Annotated in this window: 15 protein-coding genes and 1 pseudogene; 12 read left to right on the top strand and 4 right to left on the bottom strand. The window is 70.2% G+C overall.

Annotation, left to right across the window (positions count from 1 at the left end):
- The 3 genes and pseudogenes from AC2YHJ_RS21265 to ggt form a co-directional block, all read left to right on the top strand.
- Positions 1-715: pseudogene (locus tag AC2YHJ_RS21265) on the top strand (hypothetical protein); the annotation flags it as partial.
- Between the two features lie 11 nt (positions 716-726).
- Positions 727-1,026 (top strand): hypothetical protein, encoded by a 300-nt coding sequence (locus tag AC2YHJ_RS21260; protein WP_487398175.1) that lies wholly within the window; start codon positions 727-729, stop codon positions 1,024-1,026.
- A 16-nt stretch (positions 1,027-1,042) separates the two neighbouring features.
- Positions 1,043-2,731: a gamma-glutamyltransferase gene (gene ggt, locus AC2YHJ_RS21255; protein WP_487398174.1), complete on the top strand. Its 1,689-nt coding sequence runs from the start codon at positions 1,043-1,045 to the stop codon at positions 2,729-2,731.
- A gap of 36 nt (positions 2,732-2,767) precedes the next feature.
- Here the strand turns inward: ggt and AC2YHJ_RS21250 are convergent, their stop codons facing one another.
- From AC2YHJ_RS21250 to AC2YHJ_RS21240, 3 genes are all read right to left on the bottom strand, one after another.
- A complete protein-coding gene (locus AC2YHJ_RS21250) occupies positions 2,768-4,078 on the bottom strand; it encodes a carbohydrate porin (protein ID WP_487398173.1) in 1,311 nt (436 codons plus the stop codon).
- Positions 4,079-4,160: 82 nt separating this feature from the next.
- A complete protein-coding gene (locus tag AC2YHJ_RS21245; RefSeq protein WP_487398172.1) occupies positions 4,161-5,501 on the bottom strand; it encodes a sensor histidine kinase in 1,341 nt (446 codons plus the stop codon).
- Positions 5,494-6,171 carry a winged helix-turn-helix domain-containing protein gene (locus tag AC2YHJ_RS21240; RefSeq protein ID WP_487398171.1) on the bottom strand — a complete coding sequence of 226 codons (678 nt, stop codon included), beginning with the start codon at positions 6,169-6,171 and terminating at the stop codon, positions 5,494-5,496. The genes AC2YHJ_RS21245 and AC2YHJ_RS21240 overlap by 8 nt, the downstream gene beginning before the upstream one ends.
- Before the next feature lie 221 nt (positions 6,172-6,392).
- On the opposite strand from AC2YHJ_RS21240, the gene AC2YHJ_RS21235 reads away from it, so the two are divergent.
- Positions 6,393-7,838, top strand: coding sequence for a Do family serine endopeptidase (locus AC2YHJ_RS21235; protein ID WP_487398170.1), 1,446 nt, complete (start codon positions 6,393-6,395; stop codon positions 7,836-7,838).
- Positions 7,839-7,952: 114 nt separating this feature from the next.
- On the opposite strand, the gene ilvE is transcribed toward AC2YHJ_RS21235, so the two are convergent.
- Positions 7,953-8,867 carry a branched-chain-amino-acid transaminase gene (gene ilvE / locus AC2YHJ_RS21230; protein ID WP_487398169.1) on the bottom strand — a complete coding sequence of 305 codons (915 nt, stop codon included), beginning with the start codon at positions 8,865-8,867 and terminating at the stop codon, positions 7,953-7,955.
- Between the two features lie 131 nt (positions 8,868-8,998).
- Between ilvE and AC2YHJ_RS21225 the strand changes: the two genes are divergently transcribed.
- From AC2YHJ_RS21225 to AC2YHJ_RS21190, 8 genes are read left to right on the top strand one after another with little or no spacing between them, the layout of a single operon-like run.
- On the top strand, positions 8,999-9,820 hold the full coding sequence (locus AC2YHJ_RS21225) for an enoyl-CoA hydratase (protein ID WP_487398168.1): 822 nt from the start codon (positions 8,999-9,001) through the stop codon (positions 9,818-9,820).
- Positions 9,821-9,830: 10 nt separating this feature from the next.
- A complete protein-coding gene (locus AC2YHJ_RS21220; RefSeq protein ID WP_487398167.1) occupies positions 9,831-11,459 on the top strand; it encodes an acyl-CoA synthetase in 1,629 nt (542 codons plus the stop codon).
- The gene (locus AC2YHJ_RS21215; RefSeq protein ID WP_487398166.1) at positions 11,456-12,844 is read left to right on the top strand and encodes a M20/M25/M40 family metallo-hydrolase; all 1,389 of its coding nucleotides are present in this window, start codon (positions 11,456-11,458) and stop codon (positions 12,842-12,844) included. Before AC2YHJ_RS21220 ends, AC2YHJ_RS21215 begins: the two co-directional genes overlap by 4 nt.
- Before the next feature lie 18 nt (positions 12,845-12,862).
- Positions 12,863-13,783, top strand: coding sequence for a DnaJ C-terminal domain-containing protein (locus AC2YHJ_RS21210; RefSeq protein ID WP_487398165.1), 921 nt, complete (start codon positions 12,863-12,865; stop codon positions 13,781-13,783).
- Position 13,784: 1 nt separating this feature from the next.
- On the top strand, positions 13,785-14,099 hold the full coding sequence (locus tag AC2YHJ_RS21205) for a chaperone modulator CbpM (RefSeq protein WP_487398164.1): 315 nt from the start codon (positions 13,785-13,787) through the stop codon (positions 14,097-14,099).
- Positions 14,096-15,001, top strand: a complete 906-nt coding sequence (locus tag AC2YHJ_RS21200) for a dihydrodipicolinate synthase family protein (RefSeq protein WP_487398163.1) — start codon at positions 14,096-14,098, stop codon at positions 14,999-15,001. The genes AC2YHJ_RS21205 and AC2YHJ_RS21200 overlap by 4 nt, the downstream gene beginning before the upstream one ends.
- Positions 14,998-16,173 (top strand): Bcr/CflA family multidrug efflux MFS transporter, encoded by a 1,176-nt coding sequence (locus AC2YHJ_RS21195; protein ID WP_487398162.1) that lies wholly within the window; start codon positions 14,998-15,000, stop codon positions 16,171-16,173. Before AC2YHJ_RS21200 ends, AC2YHJ_RS21195 begins: the two co-directional genes overlap by 4 nt.
- Before the next feature lie 43 nt (positions 16,174-16,216).
- Positions 16,217-16,774 carry a GNAT family N-acetyltransferase gene (locus tag AC2YHJ_RS21190; protein WP_487398161.1) on the top strand — a complete coding sequence of 186 codons (558 nt, stop codon included), beginning with the start codon at positions 16,217-16,219 and terminating at the stop codon, positions 16,772-16,774.
- Position 16,775: the final 1 nt, after the last annotated feature.

Genomic DNA, 16,775 nt, shown 5'->3' with positions numbered 1-16,775 from the left:
CGTGGCGCTGCGCCGGCGGTCGGGACTCGGAGTCGCGCTGGCGCTTGGGGGCGTGGTGCTGCTCGCGGCGCTCGGCGCCGCCGCCTGGTTCCTGGAGCCGCGCCTGCGCGCATTGCTCGGTGCAGCGTCCGCCCCGCCTGTGGCACTGGCCGACGCCGCGCCGCCGGTCGCGGCGGGCGCGGCACCGGCATCGAACGAGCCGGCCCCGTCGCGCCCGATCGTCCCGCCGCCGGCAGTTGCTCCGGCTGCGCGGCCGGATGCCGGCGGCGTGGGGGGGCTGCTGCCGCCCTCGGCATCACTCGCCGGCCTCAGCGGACCGATGGCGTTGCCGCAGGCCGCCGCACCGCCGCCGGTGCAGCCGGGCGCGCGCTTCACCCAGGCCCCGACTCCGGTGGCACCAGCACCGGCGCCCCCACCTGTACCGGCGCCAACGCCCGCAGCCCGTGTGATGAACGTGGCGAGCGAGACGATCTCCCGCCTGCTCGTCGCTCGCATCGGCGAGGGGATCGGGCGCGAGGACTGGCTCGGCAATGCGCAGATCACCCCCGGCAACGCGGTGCAGATCCGCGCGCCGGCCGGGCAGGGTTGCGTCTTCAACATCCGCGCTGTCTATGTTGGCGGCAGGACCGAGGATCGTCCGGGGGTTGATCTGTGCGCGGCGCCGGAATTGCGTTTCGAGGGAAGCAAGCGCGCCGGCGCGGCATCATCGCGCTGACCCTGCTCGCCATGCCGGCCGCCGCGCAGCAGCAGGAAGCCAGGCCGCGCACCTTCATGCTGATGAACCAGGGGCCCGGCACCGTCGTGGCCCTGGAACTGTCGCCCGCCGGGCAGGCGCGGTTCAGCGCATCCCTGATCGGCCGCGTCGAATTGCCGCCGGGCAACGCCCTGCACGTCACGCCGCCGGCCGGTTCCGGCTGCCTCAACGACCTGCGGATCCGCTGGTCCGACGGGCGGGCGGAAGAACGCCGGCGCGAGGATCTCTGCCAGGCGCAGCGCATCCTGCGCCTGACCACGCCAATCCCCTGAAGGAAGCACCGACGCCATGACCGAGCACTGGACCCAGCGCGCGGGCACGCGCTTCGCCACGGAGAAGCGCCCCGCCATTGGCTCGAAGGGCATGGTGGTGACCAACCATCCGCTCGCCTCGGCGGCGGGGGCGGAAATGCTGGCGGCCGGCGGCAACGCCGTGGATGCGGCGATCGCCGCGCTGTTCACCCTGACGGTGGTCGAACCGATGATGGTCGGGCTGCTGGGCGGCGGCACGGCCCATCTGCGGCTGCCGGACGGCACGCATACCGTGATCGATGGCATGGCGACCTGCGCGGGCGCGGCGAGGGCGGACATGTTCACCCCGGCCCAGCCGGACAATCCGCGCAACCTCGAATCCGCGGGACGGACGAATACGGTGGGCGGGCTTGCCGTGGCGACGCCGGGCAACCTCAAGGCTTGGTGCGAGACGCTGGCGCGCTTCGGGTCCTTTCCGCTGGCCGATGTGATGGCGCCGGCGATCCGCCATGCCGAGCGCGGCTTCCGCGCCACGCCCTATCTGGCGGAATGCGCTAAGGAAGCCGCGCCGGACATGGCGAAGGACCCGGCCATCGCCGCGATCTACCTGCCCGGCGGGACACCGCTGCAGCCCGGCCATCGCGTCGTGCAGTCCGACTATGCCGAGACGCTGAAGGCCATCGCGCAGCAGGGCGCGGCCGCGCTGGACGGTGCGCTCGGCACCGCGATCGCGGATGGCATCGCGCGCGCCGGCGGCATCGTCTCCGCCGAGGATATCCGCGCCTATCGCACGGTCGAGCGCGTTCCCCTGCGCGGCCCCTATCGCGACGTGGAGATCGTGCTGCCGCCGCCGCCGGCATCCTCGGGCGTGCATGTGCTGCAGATGCTGAACATGCTGTCGGGCTGGGACCTGCGCGCGCTCGGCTTCGGGTCGGCCGACACGGCGCACCTGCTGGCGGAATGCCTGAAGATCGCCTTCGCCGACCGCGCCGCCGCATCCGGCGACCCAGCCTTCGTGAAGGTGCCGGTGGAAAAGCTGACCTCCGCCGCCTATGGCGCCGAGCGCCGCGCGCTGATCGACATGGCCCGCGCGCAGGCCTGGGGGCCGGGCATCGCGCCGGAAAGCCCGAACACCACGCACATCACCGTGGCCGACAATGAGGGGCGTGTCGTCTGCTCGACGCAGACGATCAATTCCACTTTCGGGGCGCGCTTCATCGTCCATGGCACGGGGATGATCCCGAACAACTACATCGCGACCTTCGATCCGCGGCCGGGCAAGGCGCTGTCCATTGCGCCAGGGAAGCGGGTGACGACCTCGATGGCGCCGATGATCGTGCTGCGCGGGGGCAAGCCGGCCTATGCGCTCGGCATGCCGGGTGGCCTGCGCATCTTCGGCTGCGTCATGCAGGGGATGCTGAACCTGGTGGACCACGGCATGTCGCTGCAGGAAGCGGTGGAGGCGCCACGCCTGTGGACCCAGGGCGATGCGGTGGAACTCGAACCGGCTTTCGGCGATGCGGTGCGTGCGGCGCTCACTGCGCGCGGGCACGAGGTCGCGCGCATGCCGCATGTGGGCGGCGGCATGGGGGCGATCGCCTTCCATGCCGATGGCACGATGGAAGGCGCGGCCTGCTGGCGTGCGGATGGGACGGCCATCGGCGTCGGCGGCGGGCTGGCACGGGAAGGCGTGCGCTTCTGGCCGGATTCGGCTGGGCCACGCTGACGCGAAGGGCGGGGCAGCACCGCCGCCCATCCGGGATCAGAAGCGGGCGACCGCGCGCAGGCCAATCAGCAGCGAATTCGCCATGGAGGACGTGGCGCTGCGGCGGTCGTCCGGCGCGCCTGCGGCGGGGTTGAACAGGCCCTGCACGAAGGGCCGCAGGAAGAAACGGTCCTCCACCACCGCGACGTCGTAGTTCACCTCCAGCACCGTCTCATGGCTGCGGACCGGCACAGGGTTGCCGAAGACGGCCTGGTCGCGGTCGTAGCCGCGCGCCGCGCTGCCGATGCGCGCCCAGGACACGGCGAGCGTCGCCGTATCCCCGGCCCGGCCGAAGGGACCGCGCAGGGTCATGCCGGCATCGAGCTGCGTCGCGACCGTGCTGCGATCCGCCGGCTGGGCGAAACCGCGCGCGAACAACGCGAGATGCGTGTCCTCCTCCTGCCAGACGATCGCCTCGGCGACACCATAGACCCCGTAGGTATTCGCGAAGCTTCGCGGCACGCCGGTCGAGGCGGGGTCGGCGAATGGCAATCCGGTATCGTCGTAGCGCGGCGAATCGGCGCCGCCCGTGTGGTACCAGCCGCCGATCTTCAGCACCCAGGACCGATGCCCGCCGGGTTCGGGCGGGGCACCGCCAGTCACGGCCTCGGCCAGCACCAGCGCGCCGCCGCTGGTGCTGAAGGTGATGCCGTAGCGATTGTGCTGCTGCGGGTTCGTGCCCTCACCGTAGCGGCCGCCGGGATTGCCGTCATAGACGCCGACCCGCAGTCCCGTGCCGTCCTGCGGGTCGCCCAGCGCGAGCCGCACGCCAAGTCCCGCCAGCGGATAGGCCGGCCCGGCGCCCCCGCGATCCGTGGCGAGCGCCACCGGCCAGCCGAAGGTGCCATTGACCAGCGTGCTCGCCGGATCGGCGATGGCGAATTCGCCGTCCGCCGCAAGCTGGCCGAAGCGGATCGAGCCCCATTCGCCGAAGCTGCGTTCCGCCCAGAGTTCATAGAGGCGGACGGTCGAAACAGCCTCAATATTGCTCGCCGGGGCGAGGCCGCCGGTCAGCGTCGCGCTCGGCTGCCGGCCGAGGATGCCGATGACCGAGATCCGCGACCGCCAGCCATCGAGCCCCGCGAGCCGGCCCCAATCGCCATCCAGCTCCGTCCAGACCTGGCCGATCGCCGCGACGCCCTGCCGGATGCCGCCGCCCAGATTGGCGACGCCGTCGAGCGTCGCCTCAGTGGACAGGCAAAGGCCCGGCGCCAGGGTGAAGCCCACGGCGCAGGCGGCGAATTCATCAGCCTTTCCCGCCGCCGGAATCAGCATGAGCGCGAGCGCGGCGAGGCATGGGCGCACCATCGGCATCGATCGTTCAATCCCATAAAATTAGTACAGGCTAAATTGATTAGTCTATATTGATTTCAGTTGCGCAGGGCGTCAATCACGAGGCCCGCGGCAATATGAGCCGCGCGCGCAGCCCCGGTCCGGCATCCTCAAGCGCAATGCCGATGCCGTGCAGATCCGCCACGGCGCGCACCAGCGCGAGGCCAAGCCCGCTGCCCGGCGTCGATCGCGACGCATCAAGCCGATGGAAGCGGTGGAACACCTTCTCGCGCTCTGCCGCCGGGATGCCGGGACCGTCATCGGCGACAGTGATGGCGCCGGCGGCGACCCCGATTGCCACCCGGCCGCCGGGGCGCCCGTGACGAATCGCATTCTCCACCAGGTTGGCCAGCATCTGCGTCAGCAATGCGGGGTCGCCGGTGGCGCTGACGCCCGGCTCGATGGCGGTCGCCAGGGTCTGGCCGCGCTCCTCCGCGGCAGGCGCGTAGACCTCGGCGACGGATTCGGCGATGGCGGACAGGTCCACGGTCGTGAAGCCAGCGTGTTGCGTCCCGGATTCGACCTGGGCGATGCGCAGCAGCGCGGCGAAGATGTCGAGCAGGCGGTCGGCTTCGGCCTGGGCGGCTTCGATCGCCTCGGCGGTCGGAGCGCGGGCGGCGTCGTCCAGGCGCTGGCGCAACCGGGTCAGTGGCGTCCGCAGGTCGTGGGCGATGTCGTCCGTCACCTCCCGCAGCGCCGCCATCAGCGATTGCAGGCGATCGAGCGTGGCGTTGATGCGTGTGGCGAGGCGGTCGAACTCGTCGCCACCGGCACGGACCGCGAGCCGGCGATCGAGATCGCCACCCTGCACCGCGGCGAGGGCGGCATCCATCGCCGCCGCCCGGCGCGCGACCGATCGCCCGATCAGCAGCCCTCCGGCGAGGCCGAGCAGCAGCACCGCGCCGCCCACCCAGAAGGCGCTCGTCAGCAGCCGCTGTTCCAGCGCGCGCGCGGCGGTCAGGTCGCGCCCCACCACCAGCGCGCCGCCGCCGGGCAGGGGCTGCGCATACATCAGCACCGGCGCGTCCGTGCCGTCGGGCAGGCGGATGGTGCCCTCCCGCCAGCCACGCTCACTGGACACGCCCGAGAGATTGCCCGCCAGCCGCTGCCCGTCCGGCGCGGCGAGCAGGTAGAATTCCTGCCCGCTGCGATCGGCCGCGATCCGCGCCTCGATGGAAAGTGCCACGCCGCGCGCGCCGGACAGTGCACCCGATTGCAGCAGCACGCCCATGCCGCGCTCGACCTCCTGCGCCGCCTGGCGCACTGCGAAGCCGGCCGTCACCCACCAGGCCACGCCGCCCACCAGCGCGGTGCCTGCGAGGGTGAGGACGAGGTGCAGCAGCGTCACCCGGAAGGCAGTGGTGCGTGCGAAGGCCCAGCGCGGCGCGGTGTCAGCCATCGGCGCGGATGACGTAGCCGGCGCCGCGCACCGTGTGCAGCAGGTCCCGCCCGAAGCCCTTATCCACCTTGCCACGCAGGCGGCTGATATGGGTCTCGACCACGCTTGTCTTCGGGTCAAAGTGGAAGTCCCACACGCCTTCCAGCAGCATGGTGCGCGTCACCACCTGGCCTTCCCGCCGCATCAGGTATTCGAGCAGGCGGAATTCGCGCGGCTGCAGGTCGATGCGCCGGCCCGCGCGCGTCACGTTGCGGCGGATGAGGTCCATCTCCAGATCCGCGACGCGCAGCACCGTGACTTCCTGCTGCAAGGGCGGGCGGCGGGCGAGCGCGTTGATGCGCGCGAGCAGTTCGGCGAAGGCGAAGGGCTTGGCCAGGTAGTCGTCGCCGCCGGCTTCAAGCCCCTCCACGCGGTCGCCGACGCCGGTGCGCGCGGTCAGGAAGATCACCGGCGTGGCGATGCCGGCCGCCCGCACCGCGCGTACCATCGACAGGCCATCGAGCTTGGGCAGCATCCGGTCCACCACCATCACCTCATGCCCGCCGCCGGTCGCCAGGAACAGCCCGTCCTGGCCATCCGCCGCGCGGTCCACAACATGGCCGGCCTCCTCCAACCCACGCGTCACATAGGCCGCGGTCTCGGTGTCGTCCTCGACGAGCAGGATTCTCACAGCGCCTCCGTCCCTCGGTAACCGTGTCAGGGCATCCGGCATCGTCCCGCTCCCGTCCATCCTGGCCGGAGAGGTAGGGCGCGCGGCGCTGCCGGCTCGCGGCAGGCAGCATACGGATCGGTAAGGGTCGCGACAGGGGGCGTGGATGGGCAGGGGTGCTTTGTGTCTCGGACGCCATGCCATCGCGGCCTGGCCACGAGACCTTCGACTGGGAGACACAGATGCCCCGCTTCAACCTCCGCCGTCCCGCGATCGTCGCCGGCGTGCTGGCGCTCGCGCTCGGCACCACCGCCCTGACCGCCATCCCCGGCACCGCCCAGCCGACCCCGGCGCCGGTCGCCGGCGTGGCGCTGCCGCGCGCGGCCGGTCCGGACTTCGCCGATGTCGCCGCCCGCGTCGGCCCCTCGGTGGTGCGCGTGCTGACGACCGAGCGCGTCTCCCAGCCTCGCGCCGAGGTGCCGCCCGAGCTGCGCGGCACGCCGATGGAGGAGATGTTCCGTCGCTTCGGCGGTGGCCAGCAGCAGCAGCCCCAGCAGGGCCAGCGCCGCGCCGGCCAGGGCTCCGGCTTCATCGTCGATGCCGCCGGCTACATCGTAACCAACGCGCATGTGGTGGGTGAGAATGCCGAGGTGAAGGTCGAGCTCGCCGACGGGCGCGAGATGCCGGCCCGTGTGGTTGGCCGCGACACCGCGACGGATGTCGCGCTGATCAAGGTCGAGGCCGGATCGCCGCTGCCTGCGCTGTCCTTCGGCAACAGCGACGGCACCCGCGTCGGTGAGTGGGTGATGGCGATGGGCAACCCCTTTGGCCTTGGCGGCACCGTGACCGCGGGCATCGTCTCGGCGCGCGGTCGGCAGATTGGTCAGGGCCCGTATGACGACTTCATCCAGACGGATGCCTCGATCAACCCGGGCAATTCCGGCGGCCCGCTGTTCAACGCGGGTGGCGAGGTGGTCGGCATGAACACGGCGATCTTCTCGCCGTCCGGCGGCAACATCGGCATCGGCTTCGCGGTGCCGTCGAAGATGGTGCAGCACATCGTCGCACAGCTGCGTGACCATGGTTCCGTGCAGCGCGGCTGGCTCGGCGTGTCCCTGCAGCCGATGGACCAGGACCTGGCCACGGCGATGCGCGCGGCGGATGCCAAGGGTGCGCTCGTCTCCGCGGTCGAGCCGGACAGCCCGGCAGCCCAGGCGGGACTCCGCGCCGGTGACGTGATCACGGGGATCGACGGCCACGCTGTGAACACCCCGCGTGACCTCGCCGCCGGTGTGGCGGACGTGGCGCCGGGCCGGACCGCGACGCTCGCGGTGCTGCGGGACGGGACGGCGATGGAGCGCCGCGTCGAGATCGGGACCAACCCGGCGAACGCCACCGCAGTGGGCAAGCCTGGGCAGCCGGCCCAGCCTTCCCTCGGCATCGGCCTGGCGCCGCGCCGTGAGGGTGGCGTCGCCATCACTCGGGTCGAGCCCGGTTCCGTCGCGGCCGAGCGCGGCCTGCGCGCCGGTGATGTGGTTCTGCGGGCCGGTGAGCGTGACGCCGCCAATCCGCAGGATGTGGTGGACGCCGTGAAGAGCGCCCGCGAGGCCGGCCGGCCGTCCATCGCCTTCCAGGTGGAACGCGACGGCGCCCGCCGCTTCATCGCCCTGCCGCTGCGCGCGGCGTAAAGAAACGGCACCCGGCGGGCACTCGATCCCCTCAGCCCGCCGGGGAGGCCGAAAGGAGCGGGGGTCCGCCCCACTACCCCCTGCGGCGATCCGCTCCCTACTGGCGCACGTTGGTCACAGGACCGGCGTGCGCCAATTTGCGTGGGCATCCGTCGTGCCCCGCACCACCGACTCATAGGCCTCCTGCAACCGCATCGTGATCGGCCCGGGCTTGCCGTCACCGACCGGCAGGCGGTCGATCGTCGCGACGGGCACGAGTTCCTGTCCGGTACCGCAAAGGAAGACCTCGTCAGCAACGTACAATTCAGTGCGATCTGCGCGGCGTTCCTGCGTCGGCAGGCCGAGCTCCGCGGCCAGTGCCAGCACGGTATCGCGCGTGACGCTTTCCAGGATGTCGCTGTCGCGTGCGGGGGTGATCACCACGCTGTCACGCACCATGAACAGGCAGGCGCCGGCGGATTCACTGAGCTTGCCGTCGCGCGTCAGCAGGATCGGCGCGTCGTAGCCATCCGCCTTGGATTGCAGCGTGGCGATGCGCCCAGCGTGGTAGTTCGCCGTCGCCTTGATGCGCGCGGGCATGGTGTTGTCGGCGATGCGCGTCCAGGACGACACGCCGAGCGACAGCCCGCTCGTGCGCTTCGGAGACCGTTCGCGCGGGATCGCGGCGCAGACCCAGCCGACCGTGCCAGTAGTCGCCTGCGAGCCACGGCTTTCGATATGCACCTGCAGGCGGATGTAGCAGTCGTCGTCGGGCGCATTGGCCCGCACCGAATCCAGCACGCCCTGGCGCAGCGTGTCGCGCGATGGCGGATCGTCGAAGCGCATGAATTTCATGCCCTGGTCGAGCCGCACCAGGTGCTCCTCCAGCCGGAAGATCGACAGGCGTCCGGTGGCGGGGTTCATGTAGGCGCGGATGCCCTCGAACACCGCCGCGCCATAGGCCAGGCCGACCGAGAGCGCGTGCACGCGCGCATCCTCGAAGGGGATTGCCTTGCCGTTCTGGATGATGCTGTGCGCGGACCAGGCCATGAAATTCCCCCTTGCTGCCCGAAGGCGCGAAGGCTGGCCCGCCCTGGCCAGGCCGGCAAGGGGGGCGGGCGCGATTCCGCCTGGACGCAAAACCATCTAGGATGAGCGGGCACGGCGTGAGGGTTCGAGCAATGAGCGCAGCAACCAAAGCGGACGCGGCGGCACCGATGCTGCTGCGCGACGACCATGCCGATGGCGTCACGGTGTTGACCCTGAACCGGCCCGCTTCGCGCAACAGCCTGTCGCTGCAGATGCTGGAGACGCTGGAGAATGCGCTTGCCACGATCGGGGAGGATGCCAGCCGGCGCTGCGTCGTGCTCACCGCTGCGGGTTCGGTGTTCAGCGCCGGGCATGATCTGCGCGAGATCAATGCGCATCGCGCCGACCCCGACCAGGGTCGCGGCTTCTATGACCGTGCCATGGAGACCTGTTCGCGCGTGATGCAGGCGATCACGGCGCTGCCGCAGCCGGTGATCGCCGCCGTGCAGGGCGTGGCGACCGCGGCGGGATGCCAGTTGGTCGCCACCTGCGACCTGGCGGTGGCATCCGACCATGCCCGCTTCTGCACACCGGGAGTAGATATCGGGCTGTTCTGCACGACGCCCGCCGTGGCGCTGGCGCGCGCCGTGCCGCGCAAGGCGGCGATGGAGATGCTGATGCTCGGCGACATGATCTCCGCCGAGGAGGCGCTCCGCATCGGCCTGGTGAACCGCGTGGTGCCGGGCGATCGCGTGATGGTGACCGCGCTCGAACTCGCCGGGCGAATCGCCGCGCGGTCGGCGCTGACGGTGCGGATGGGCAAGCGCGGCTTCTATCGGCAGGTGGACCTGCCGCTGGCCGAGGCCTATCGCGAGGCCGCCTGCGTCATGGCCGACAATCTGATGGCGCATGACGCCGCCGAGGGCATCGGCGCCTTTCTGGAAAAGCGCCGTCCCGTCTGGGAAGATCGCTGAGGAACGAGACATGGCCGATTACGAGACGCATCTCGCCCGCACGGCGGCGAACCACCAGCCGTTGACGCCGTTGCTGTTCCTCGAACGCGCGGCGCAGGTCTATCCGGACAATCTCGCGGTCGTGCACGGGCCGGTGCGGCGGACTTATCGCGACCTGCGCGAGCGCTGCGTGCGGCTGGCCTCGGCGTTGGCCAAGCACGGTATCGGGCGCGGCGACACGGTGGCGGCGGTATTGCCCAATGTCCCGGAGATGCTGGAATGCCACTACGGCGTGCCGATGGCGGGCGCCGTGCTGAACACCATCAACACGCGGCTCGATGCTGCGACCGTCGCCTACATCCTCGATCACGGGGAAGCGAAGGCGCTGGTGGTGGACAAGGAGTTCATGCCGGTGGTGCGCCTCGCCCTGGTGCAGGCCAAGGCGAAGCCGCTGATCATCGAGGTGGATGATCCGCTGGCGCCCGCGGCGGCGCGGCAGGAGACGCTCGGCGGCATGGGGTATGAGGCGCTGCTCGCCGAGGGCGATCCCGCCTTCGCCTGGCCGATGCCGCGCGACGAATGGGATGCGATCACGCTCAACTACACCTCCGGCACGACCGGCAAGCCGAAGGGTGTCGTCTATCACCATCGCGGGGCATCGCTGCTCGCGGTGGGTAACGTGCTGTCGGCCGAGATGGGCAAGCATCCCGTCTATCTCTGGACGCTGCCGATGTTCCACTGCAACGGCTGGTGCTTCCCCTGGACGGTCACCGCCCAGGCCGGCGTGCATGTCTGCCTGCGCGCGGTGCGCGGCCCCGACATGTGGCGGTTGATGGCCGATGAAGGGGTCACGAACATGTGCGGCGCGCCGATCATCATGGCGACGCTGCTGAACACGCCGGAGGCCGAGAAGCGCCCGCTGCCGCATCAGGTGAAGTTTATCGTCGCCGGCGCGCCGCCGCCCGAGGCTGTACTCGCCGCGATGAAGGAAGCCGGCTTCGCGGTCTGCCACGTCTATGGCCTGACCGAGGTGTATGGCCCGGCGGTCGTCAATGAATGGCATGCCGAATGGGATGCGAAGCCCGCCCCCGAGCAGGCGGCGCTGATGGCCCGGCAGGGCGTGCGCTATCTGGCGCTGGAGGGTCTCGACGTGATGGACCCCGCGACCATGGTGCCGGTGCCGGCCGATGGCGCGACGCTGGGCGAGGTGATGATGCGCGGCAATGTCGTGATGAAGGGCTATCTGAAGGATGCCGCCGCGACCGACGCGGCCTTCAACGGCGGCTGGTTCCACACCGGTGACCTCGCGGTGAAGTATCCGGATGGCTATGTCCAGCTCAAGGATCGCTCGAAGGACATCATCATCTCGGGTGGGGAGAACATCTCCTCCATTGAGGTCGAGGACGCGCTCTACAAGCACCCGGCCGTCTCCCTGGTGGCGGTGGTCGCGCGGCCCGACGAGAAATGGGGCGAGACGCCCTGCGCCTTCGTCGAGCTGAAGCCGGGCGCGAGTGCGACGGCGGAGGATCTGATCGCCTTCTCCAAGCAGTATCTGGCCGGCTTCAAGGTGCCGCGCCATATCGTCTTCGCGGAGCTTCCGAAGACCTCCACCGGCAAGATCCAGAAGCACGTGCTGCGCAGCCAGGCGAAGGAAGCATGACCAACATCGACACCATCCTGGCCCATGCCGCGGCGCGGCGAGGGGAGTCCCGCGCGCGCTGGTTCGACCTGCTGCGCATTCCCTCCGTCTCCGCTCAGCCGCAGCATGCGGGGGATTGCCGGCGTGCCGCGGGCTGGATCGCGGATCAGCTTCGCGCCATCGGCTTCACCGCCGAACTGAAGGAAACAGCGGGCCATCCGGTGGTCCTGGGCCATCACCCGGGGCCCGGTGGCGGCGGACGGCACTTGCTGTTCTACGGCCATTACGACGTGCAGCCGCCCGAGCCTCTGGACCTCTGGACCAACCCGCCCTTCGAGCCCGCGCTGATGGACGGCCCGAACGGGCCACGCGTGGTCGCGCGAGGCGCGGTGGACGACAAGGGCCAGGTGATGACCTGGCTGGAGGCGCTGCGCTTCTGGCACGAGACCGCCGGCGGCCCGCCCTGCCGCATCACCGTGATGGTAGAGGGGGAGGAGGAGACGGGTTCGAAGAACCTGCCCGATTTCCTCGAGGCCAATGCCGATGCGCTGCGCGCCGATGTCGTCGTCATCAGCGACAGCAACCTGTGGGACATCGCGACACCCGCGATCGTCACCAGCGTCCGCGGGTTGGTCTATACGCAGGTCGACATCAGCACCGCGAACAAGGACCTGCATTCCGGTCTTTATGGGGGCTCGGCGCTGAACCCGATCAATCTCATCACGCGCATCCTGGGCGACCTCAAGGACGAGGCAGGCACCATCCTGATCCCGGGCTTTTACGACGGCGTGGCGGAACCAACCGCCGCGCAGCGCGCGCAATGGGATGCGCTGGGCTTTGACGAAGCAGCCTTTCTCGGCGGCGTCGGCCTTTCGGTGCCGGCGGGGGAGGTGGGACGCTCGGCCCCGGAACGGCTCTGGGCGCGGCCGACCGCCGATGTGAACGGCATCTGGGGCGGCTATACCGGGGAAGGGGCGAAGACCGTCATCCCATCGGGCGCCCATGCGAAGGTGTCCTTCCGCCTGGTGCCGGGACAGAGTGCGCCCAAGGTCATCGCCGGCTTCCGTGACTTCATCGTGGACCGGCTGCCCGAGGATGCGCAGGTGAAGATCCAGGTCTTCAGCTATGGCGAGGGCATCGCGGTGCCGTCCGACAGCCCCTTCATCCGCGCCGCGCAGGGGTCGCTGGCAGCCGTTTTCGGCCGGCCGGCAGTGCTGGTGGGCGGCGGAGGGTCGCTGCCGGTGGTGGGCCAGATCAAGGAGATCCTCGATCTCGACTGCCTGCTGATCGGCTTCGGGCTGGATGACGACCAGGTGCACAGCCCAGATGAAAAATTCGACCTGGTCTGCTTCGAGCGCGGCATTGACAGCCATATCAGGATGCTGGCCGCGCTGGCCGAGGCCTGACCCGCACCAGGAGGCATCGTGAACGAGGATCCCTACGACGTTCTCGGCGTGAAGCGTGACGCCTCGCAGGAGGAGATCCGCAAGGCGTACCGCGCGCTTGCACGCAAGCTGCACCCGGATCTCAATCCTGGCGACAAGGCGGCGGAGGAGAAATTCAAGGCGGTCTCGGCCGCCAATGACATCCTGGGCGACGCAGACAAGCGCGCCCGCTTCGACCGCGGCGAGATCGATGCTGCCGGCAATGAGCGCCCGCCGCAGCCACCACCCAACTGGTATCGCGACCATGCCGGGGGGGCCTATGACAACGATGCCGGCTATGCCGACATGGTGGATGAGGATGAGTTGCTCGGCGCGCTGTTCGGCCGTGGCGCGCGGCGCCGTGGTGGCGGGGCGCAGTTCCGCATGCAGGGCGGGGACATCCATGCGCGGCTCGACATCGACTTCCTTGATGCGGTGAATGGCGCGACGAAGCGGGTGACGCTGCCCGATGGCACCACGGTGGACGTGACGATCCCCGCCGGCACGCGGGAAGGCCAGGTGCTGCGGCTGCGCGGCAAGGGTTCGCCGGGCCTCGGCGGCGGGCCGCCGGGCGACCTGATGGTGGAGGTCAGCGTCGGTGAGCACCGCCACTTCACCCGGCGCGACGACGATATCCTGCTCGACCTGCCGGTGAGCCTGACCGAGGCCGTGCTCGGCGGGAAGATCGAGGTGCCGACGCCCGCCGGCCCCGTGATGGTCTCGGTGCCGAAGGGGTCGAACACCGGCACGGTGCTGCGGCTTCGCGGGCGCGGCGTGGCGCGGAAGGACGGCACGCGCGGCGATGCTTTCGTCACGCTGCGCCTCGTGCTGCCGGACGTGCCGGATCCGGATCTGGAGGCCTTCGCGCAAGGCTGGGCTGCCGGCCGCGCGCAGAATCCGCGTGCGGGGATGGAGAGCTGACATGGCCGAGGACAAGGATCGCCTGCACCGTCTGCGCCTCGAGGCGACGATGGTGGAATACTGCGTCTCCGCCGGCTGGATCGCGCCTGAGGCGCCGGATTACAGCGATGCGGACCTGGCCCGCGCCTGCCTGGTCCGCGACCTGCGCGAGGCGATGGGCGTGAATGATGAGGGGGTTGGCGTCGCTCTCGATCTCCTCGACCAGATCCACGGGTTGCGGCGTGCGCTGCGGCGCGTGGGCGATGTGATGCATGGCCTGCCCGAGCCCGCGCGGCAGGAGGTACTGGTGATCCTGCGCGAACTGGATGAAGCATGAGCAGTGGCTTTCGCGGCGTCTTTCCCTATCTCGTCTCGCCCATCACGCCTGACGGTGCTGTTCTCGAAGGCGAACTCCGCCGGCTGGTGGAACACCTGATCGCGTCCGGTGTGCATGGGCTGACGCCGCTCGGCAGCACGGGGGAATTCGCCTACCTCGACACGGCGCAGCGGCGGCGCATCGTCGAGGTGGTGGTGGACGCGGCGAAGGGCCGCGTGCCGGTGGTGGCGGGCGTCGCCGCGACCACCACGGCGGATGCGGTGCGCCAGGCGAAAGACTACGCAGCGATCGGCGCGGATGGGATACTGGCGATCCTGGAAGCCTATTTCCCGCTCTCGGAAGCCGCGATCGTCACCTACTTCACCGCCATCGCTGATGCCACCGACAAGCCGGTGGTGCTCTACACGAACCCCAATTTCCAGCGATCCGATCTGACGCTGCCGGCGATCGACACGCTGTCGCGCCATCCGCGCATCTTGGGCATCAAGGATGCCTCGACCAACACCGGGCGGCTGCTGTCGATCCTGAACCGCACCCAGGGGCGGATGGAGGTCTTCGCCGCCTCGGCCCACATCCCCGCGGCGGTGATGCTGATCGGTGGCAAGGGCTGGATGGCCGGGCCGGCCTGCGCCATCCCGCGTGAATCGGTGCGGCTGTATGAACTCTGCCACGCCGGGAAATGGGACGCGGCGCTGACGCTGCAGCGCGCGCTGTGGCGGGTGAACGAGCTGTTCGCCGCGCATTCGCTGGCCGCCTGCATCAAGGGCGCGCTGCAGATCCAGGGTTTCGCCGTGGGCGACCCGGTGCCGCCGCAGGCGCCGCTGTCGGCCGAAGGGCGCGTGGCCGTGGAACAGGCGCTGGCGCTGGCGGCCGAGGCGCTGGCGGCAGCACCGTCGGCGTGAGCGCGATCAGTCACCGCAGGCTCGCGCTGATCCTCGGCGCGCTGGCCGGGATCGGGCCCTTCTCGATCGACATGTACCTGCCGGCGCTGCCGGCGATCGGGGCGTCGCTCGACGCCAATGCCGGAGCGGTGCAGGGGACGCTCGCCATCTACTTCCTGGGGTTGGCCTTTGGGCAGGTGCTCTACGGTCCGCTGTCGGACCGCCATGGGCGGCGGGTGCCGCTGTTCGTCGGGCTCGGGCTCTATACCGTCGCGGCCATCGCCTGTGCGCTGGCGCCGGATGTCCAGGCGCTGACGGCGGCGCGGCTGGTGCAGGCGCTGGGTGGCTGCGCAGGGATGGTGATCGCGCGCGCCGTGGTACGCGACGTGACGGATGAACGCGGCGCGGTGCGGCTGATGGCGCAGCTGATGCTTGTGATGGGTGTCGCGCCCATCATCGCGCCGGTGGTCGGTGGCGCGGTGCTGCCGGTCTTCGGCTGGCGCGGCATCTTCTGGCTGCTGGCGGGATATGGCGGGACGATGCTGGTGGTCATCGCGCTGTTCCTGCCGGAAACGCTGGAACCAACGCGGCGGCGGCGCGAAGGCGTGCTGGGTGTGTTGCGGGTCTGGCGAGGGCTGTTGTCCAATCGCCGTTTCATGGGCCATGCGCTGACCGGCGGCTTCATCATCGGCGGGATGTTCGCCTACATCAGCGGCTCGCCCTTCGTGTTCATGGAACTGCACGGCGTGCCGGCGGGGCAGTACGGCTTCTACTTCGGCGCCAATGCGCTCGGCATCATGGTGGTTGGCCAGGTGATGGGGCGGCTCGCCCAGCGGATCGCGCCCGCGCAGTTGCTGCCCATCGTCATCTGGGTGCCGTTCCTGGCCGGATTGGCACTGCTGGCTGTGACAGTGACGGGTATCGGCGGTTTCGCCGGGCTGCTGGTGACGCTGTTCTGCTACGTCGCGATGATCGGGGCGGTGATGCCGCTGACGGTGGCACTCGGCATGGGGCCGCATGGGGCGGTGGCAGGCAGCGCTTCAGCACTGATGGGCACGTTGCAGTTCGGGATCGGGGCCGGTGTGGGCGCATTGCTTGGTGCGTTGCAGAACGGGACGGCGGTGCCGATGGCGGCGGTCATCGCGGGCTGTGGCGCGGCGGGGTGGACGGCGCGGCGGGTGCTCGCGAAGTGACCGGAGCCTCTGGACGTCAGCGCCATTTCGCGCCCAGATAGCCATGGTCGCGCTGATCCAGCCGGGGCGTGAAGCGCTTGCCGCCTATCGCGCCGCGCTCGAGACGGGTTGGTCGCCGGCGAATGTCTCAGGCGATGCCGTGAGGCGCGCGCATCTCGCCGCCAGCGAGCGCGATGCGGATGCCTTCCTCAGCGGCCTGCACGACCCGGACGCGAAAGGGCCGCCGATCACCCTGCCGGATGGCAGCCTCGTGCCGCGTCTGCCGGGCTACACGCGCTGGATCTGGGACGGCGATTTCTGCGGCGCGATCCACCTCCGTTGGCAGCCGGGCACCGAGGCGTTGCCGCCGCACGTGCTCGGCCATGTCGGCTATGCCGTCGTGCCGTGGAAGCGTGGTCGAGGATATGCGACCCGCGCCCTGGGATTACTGTTGCCAGAGGCGCGGGCGATCGGGCTGCTTCATGTGGATCTGACGACCGATCCCGACAACGCGGTGTCGCAGCGGGTGATCGTCGCGAATGGCGGGTCGCTGCTGGCGGCGTTCCGTAAGGGCGATGCCTATGGGAACGCCGAGGGCCTGCGCTTCCGCATCGCGCTGTAGT

Source organism: Roseomonas sp. SRI_022, from assembly GCF_057586215.1.
Note: the sequence above shows the minus strand (reverse complement) of the source record. Positions and strands in the feature narration are given on the sequence as shown.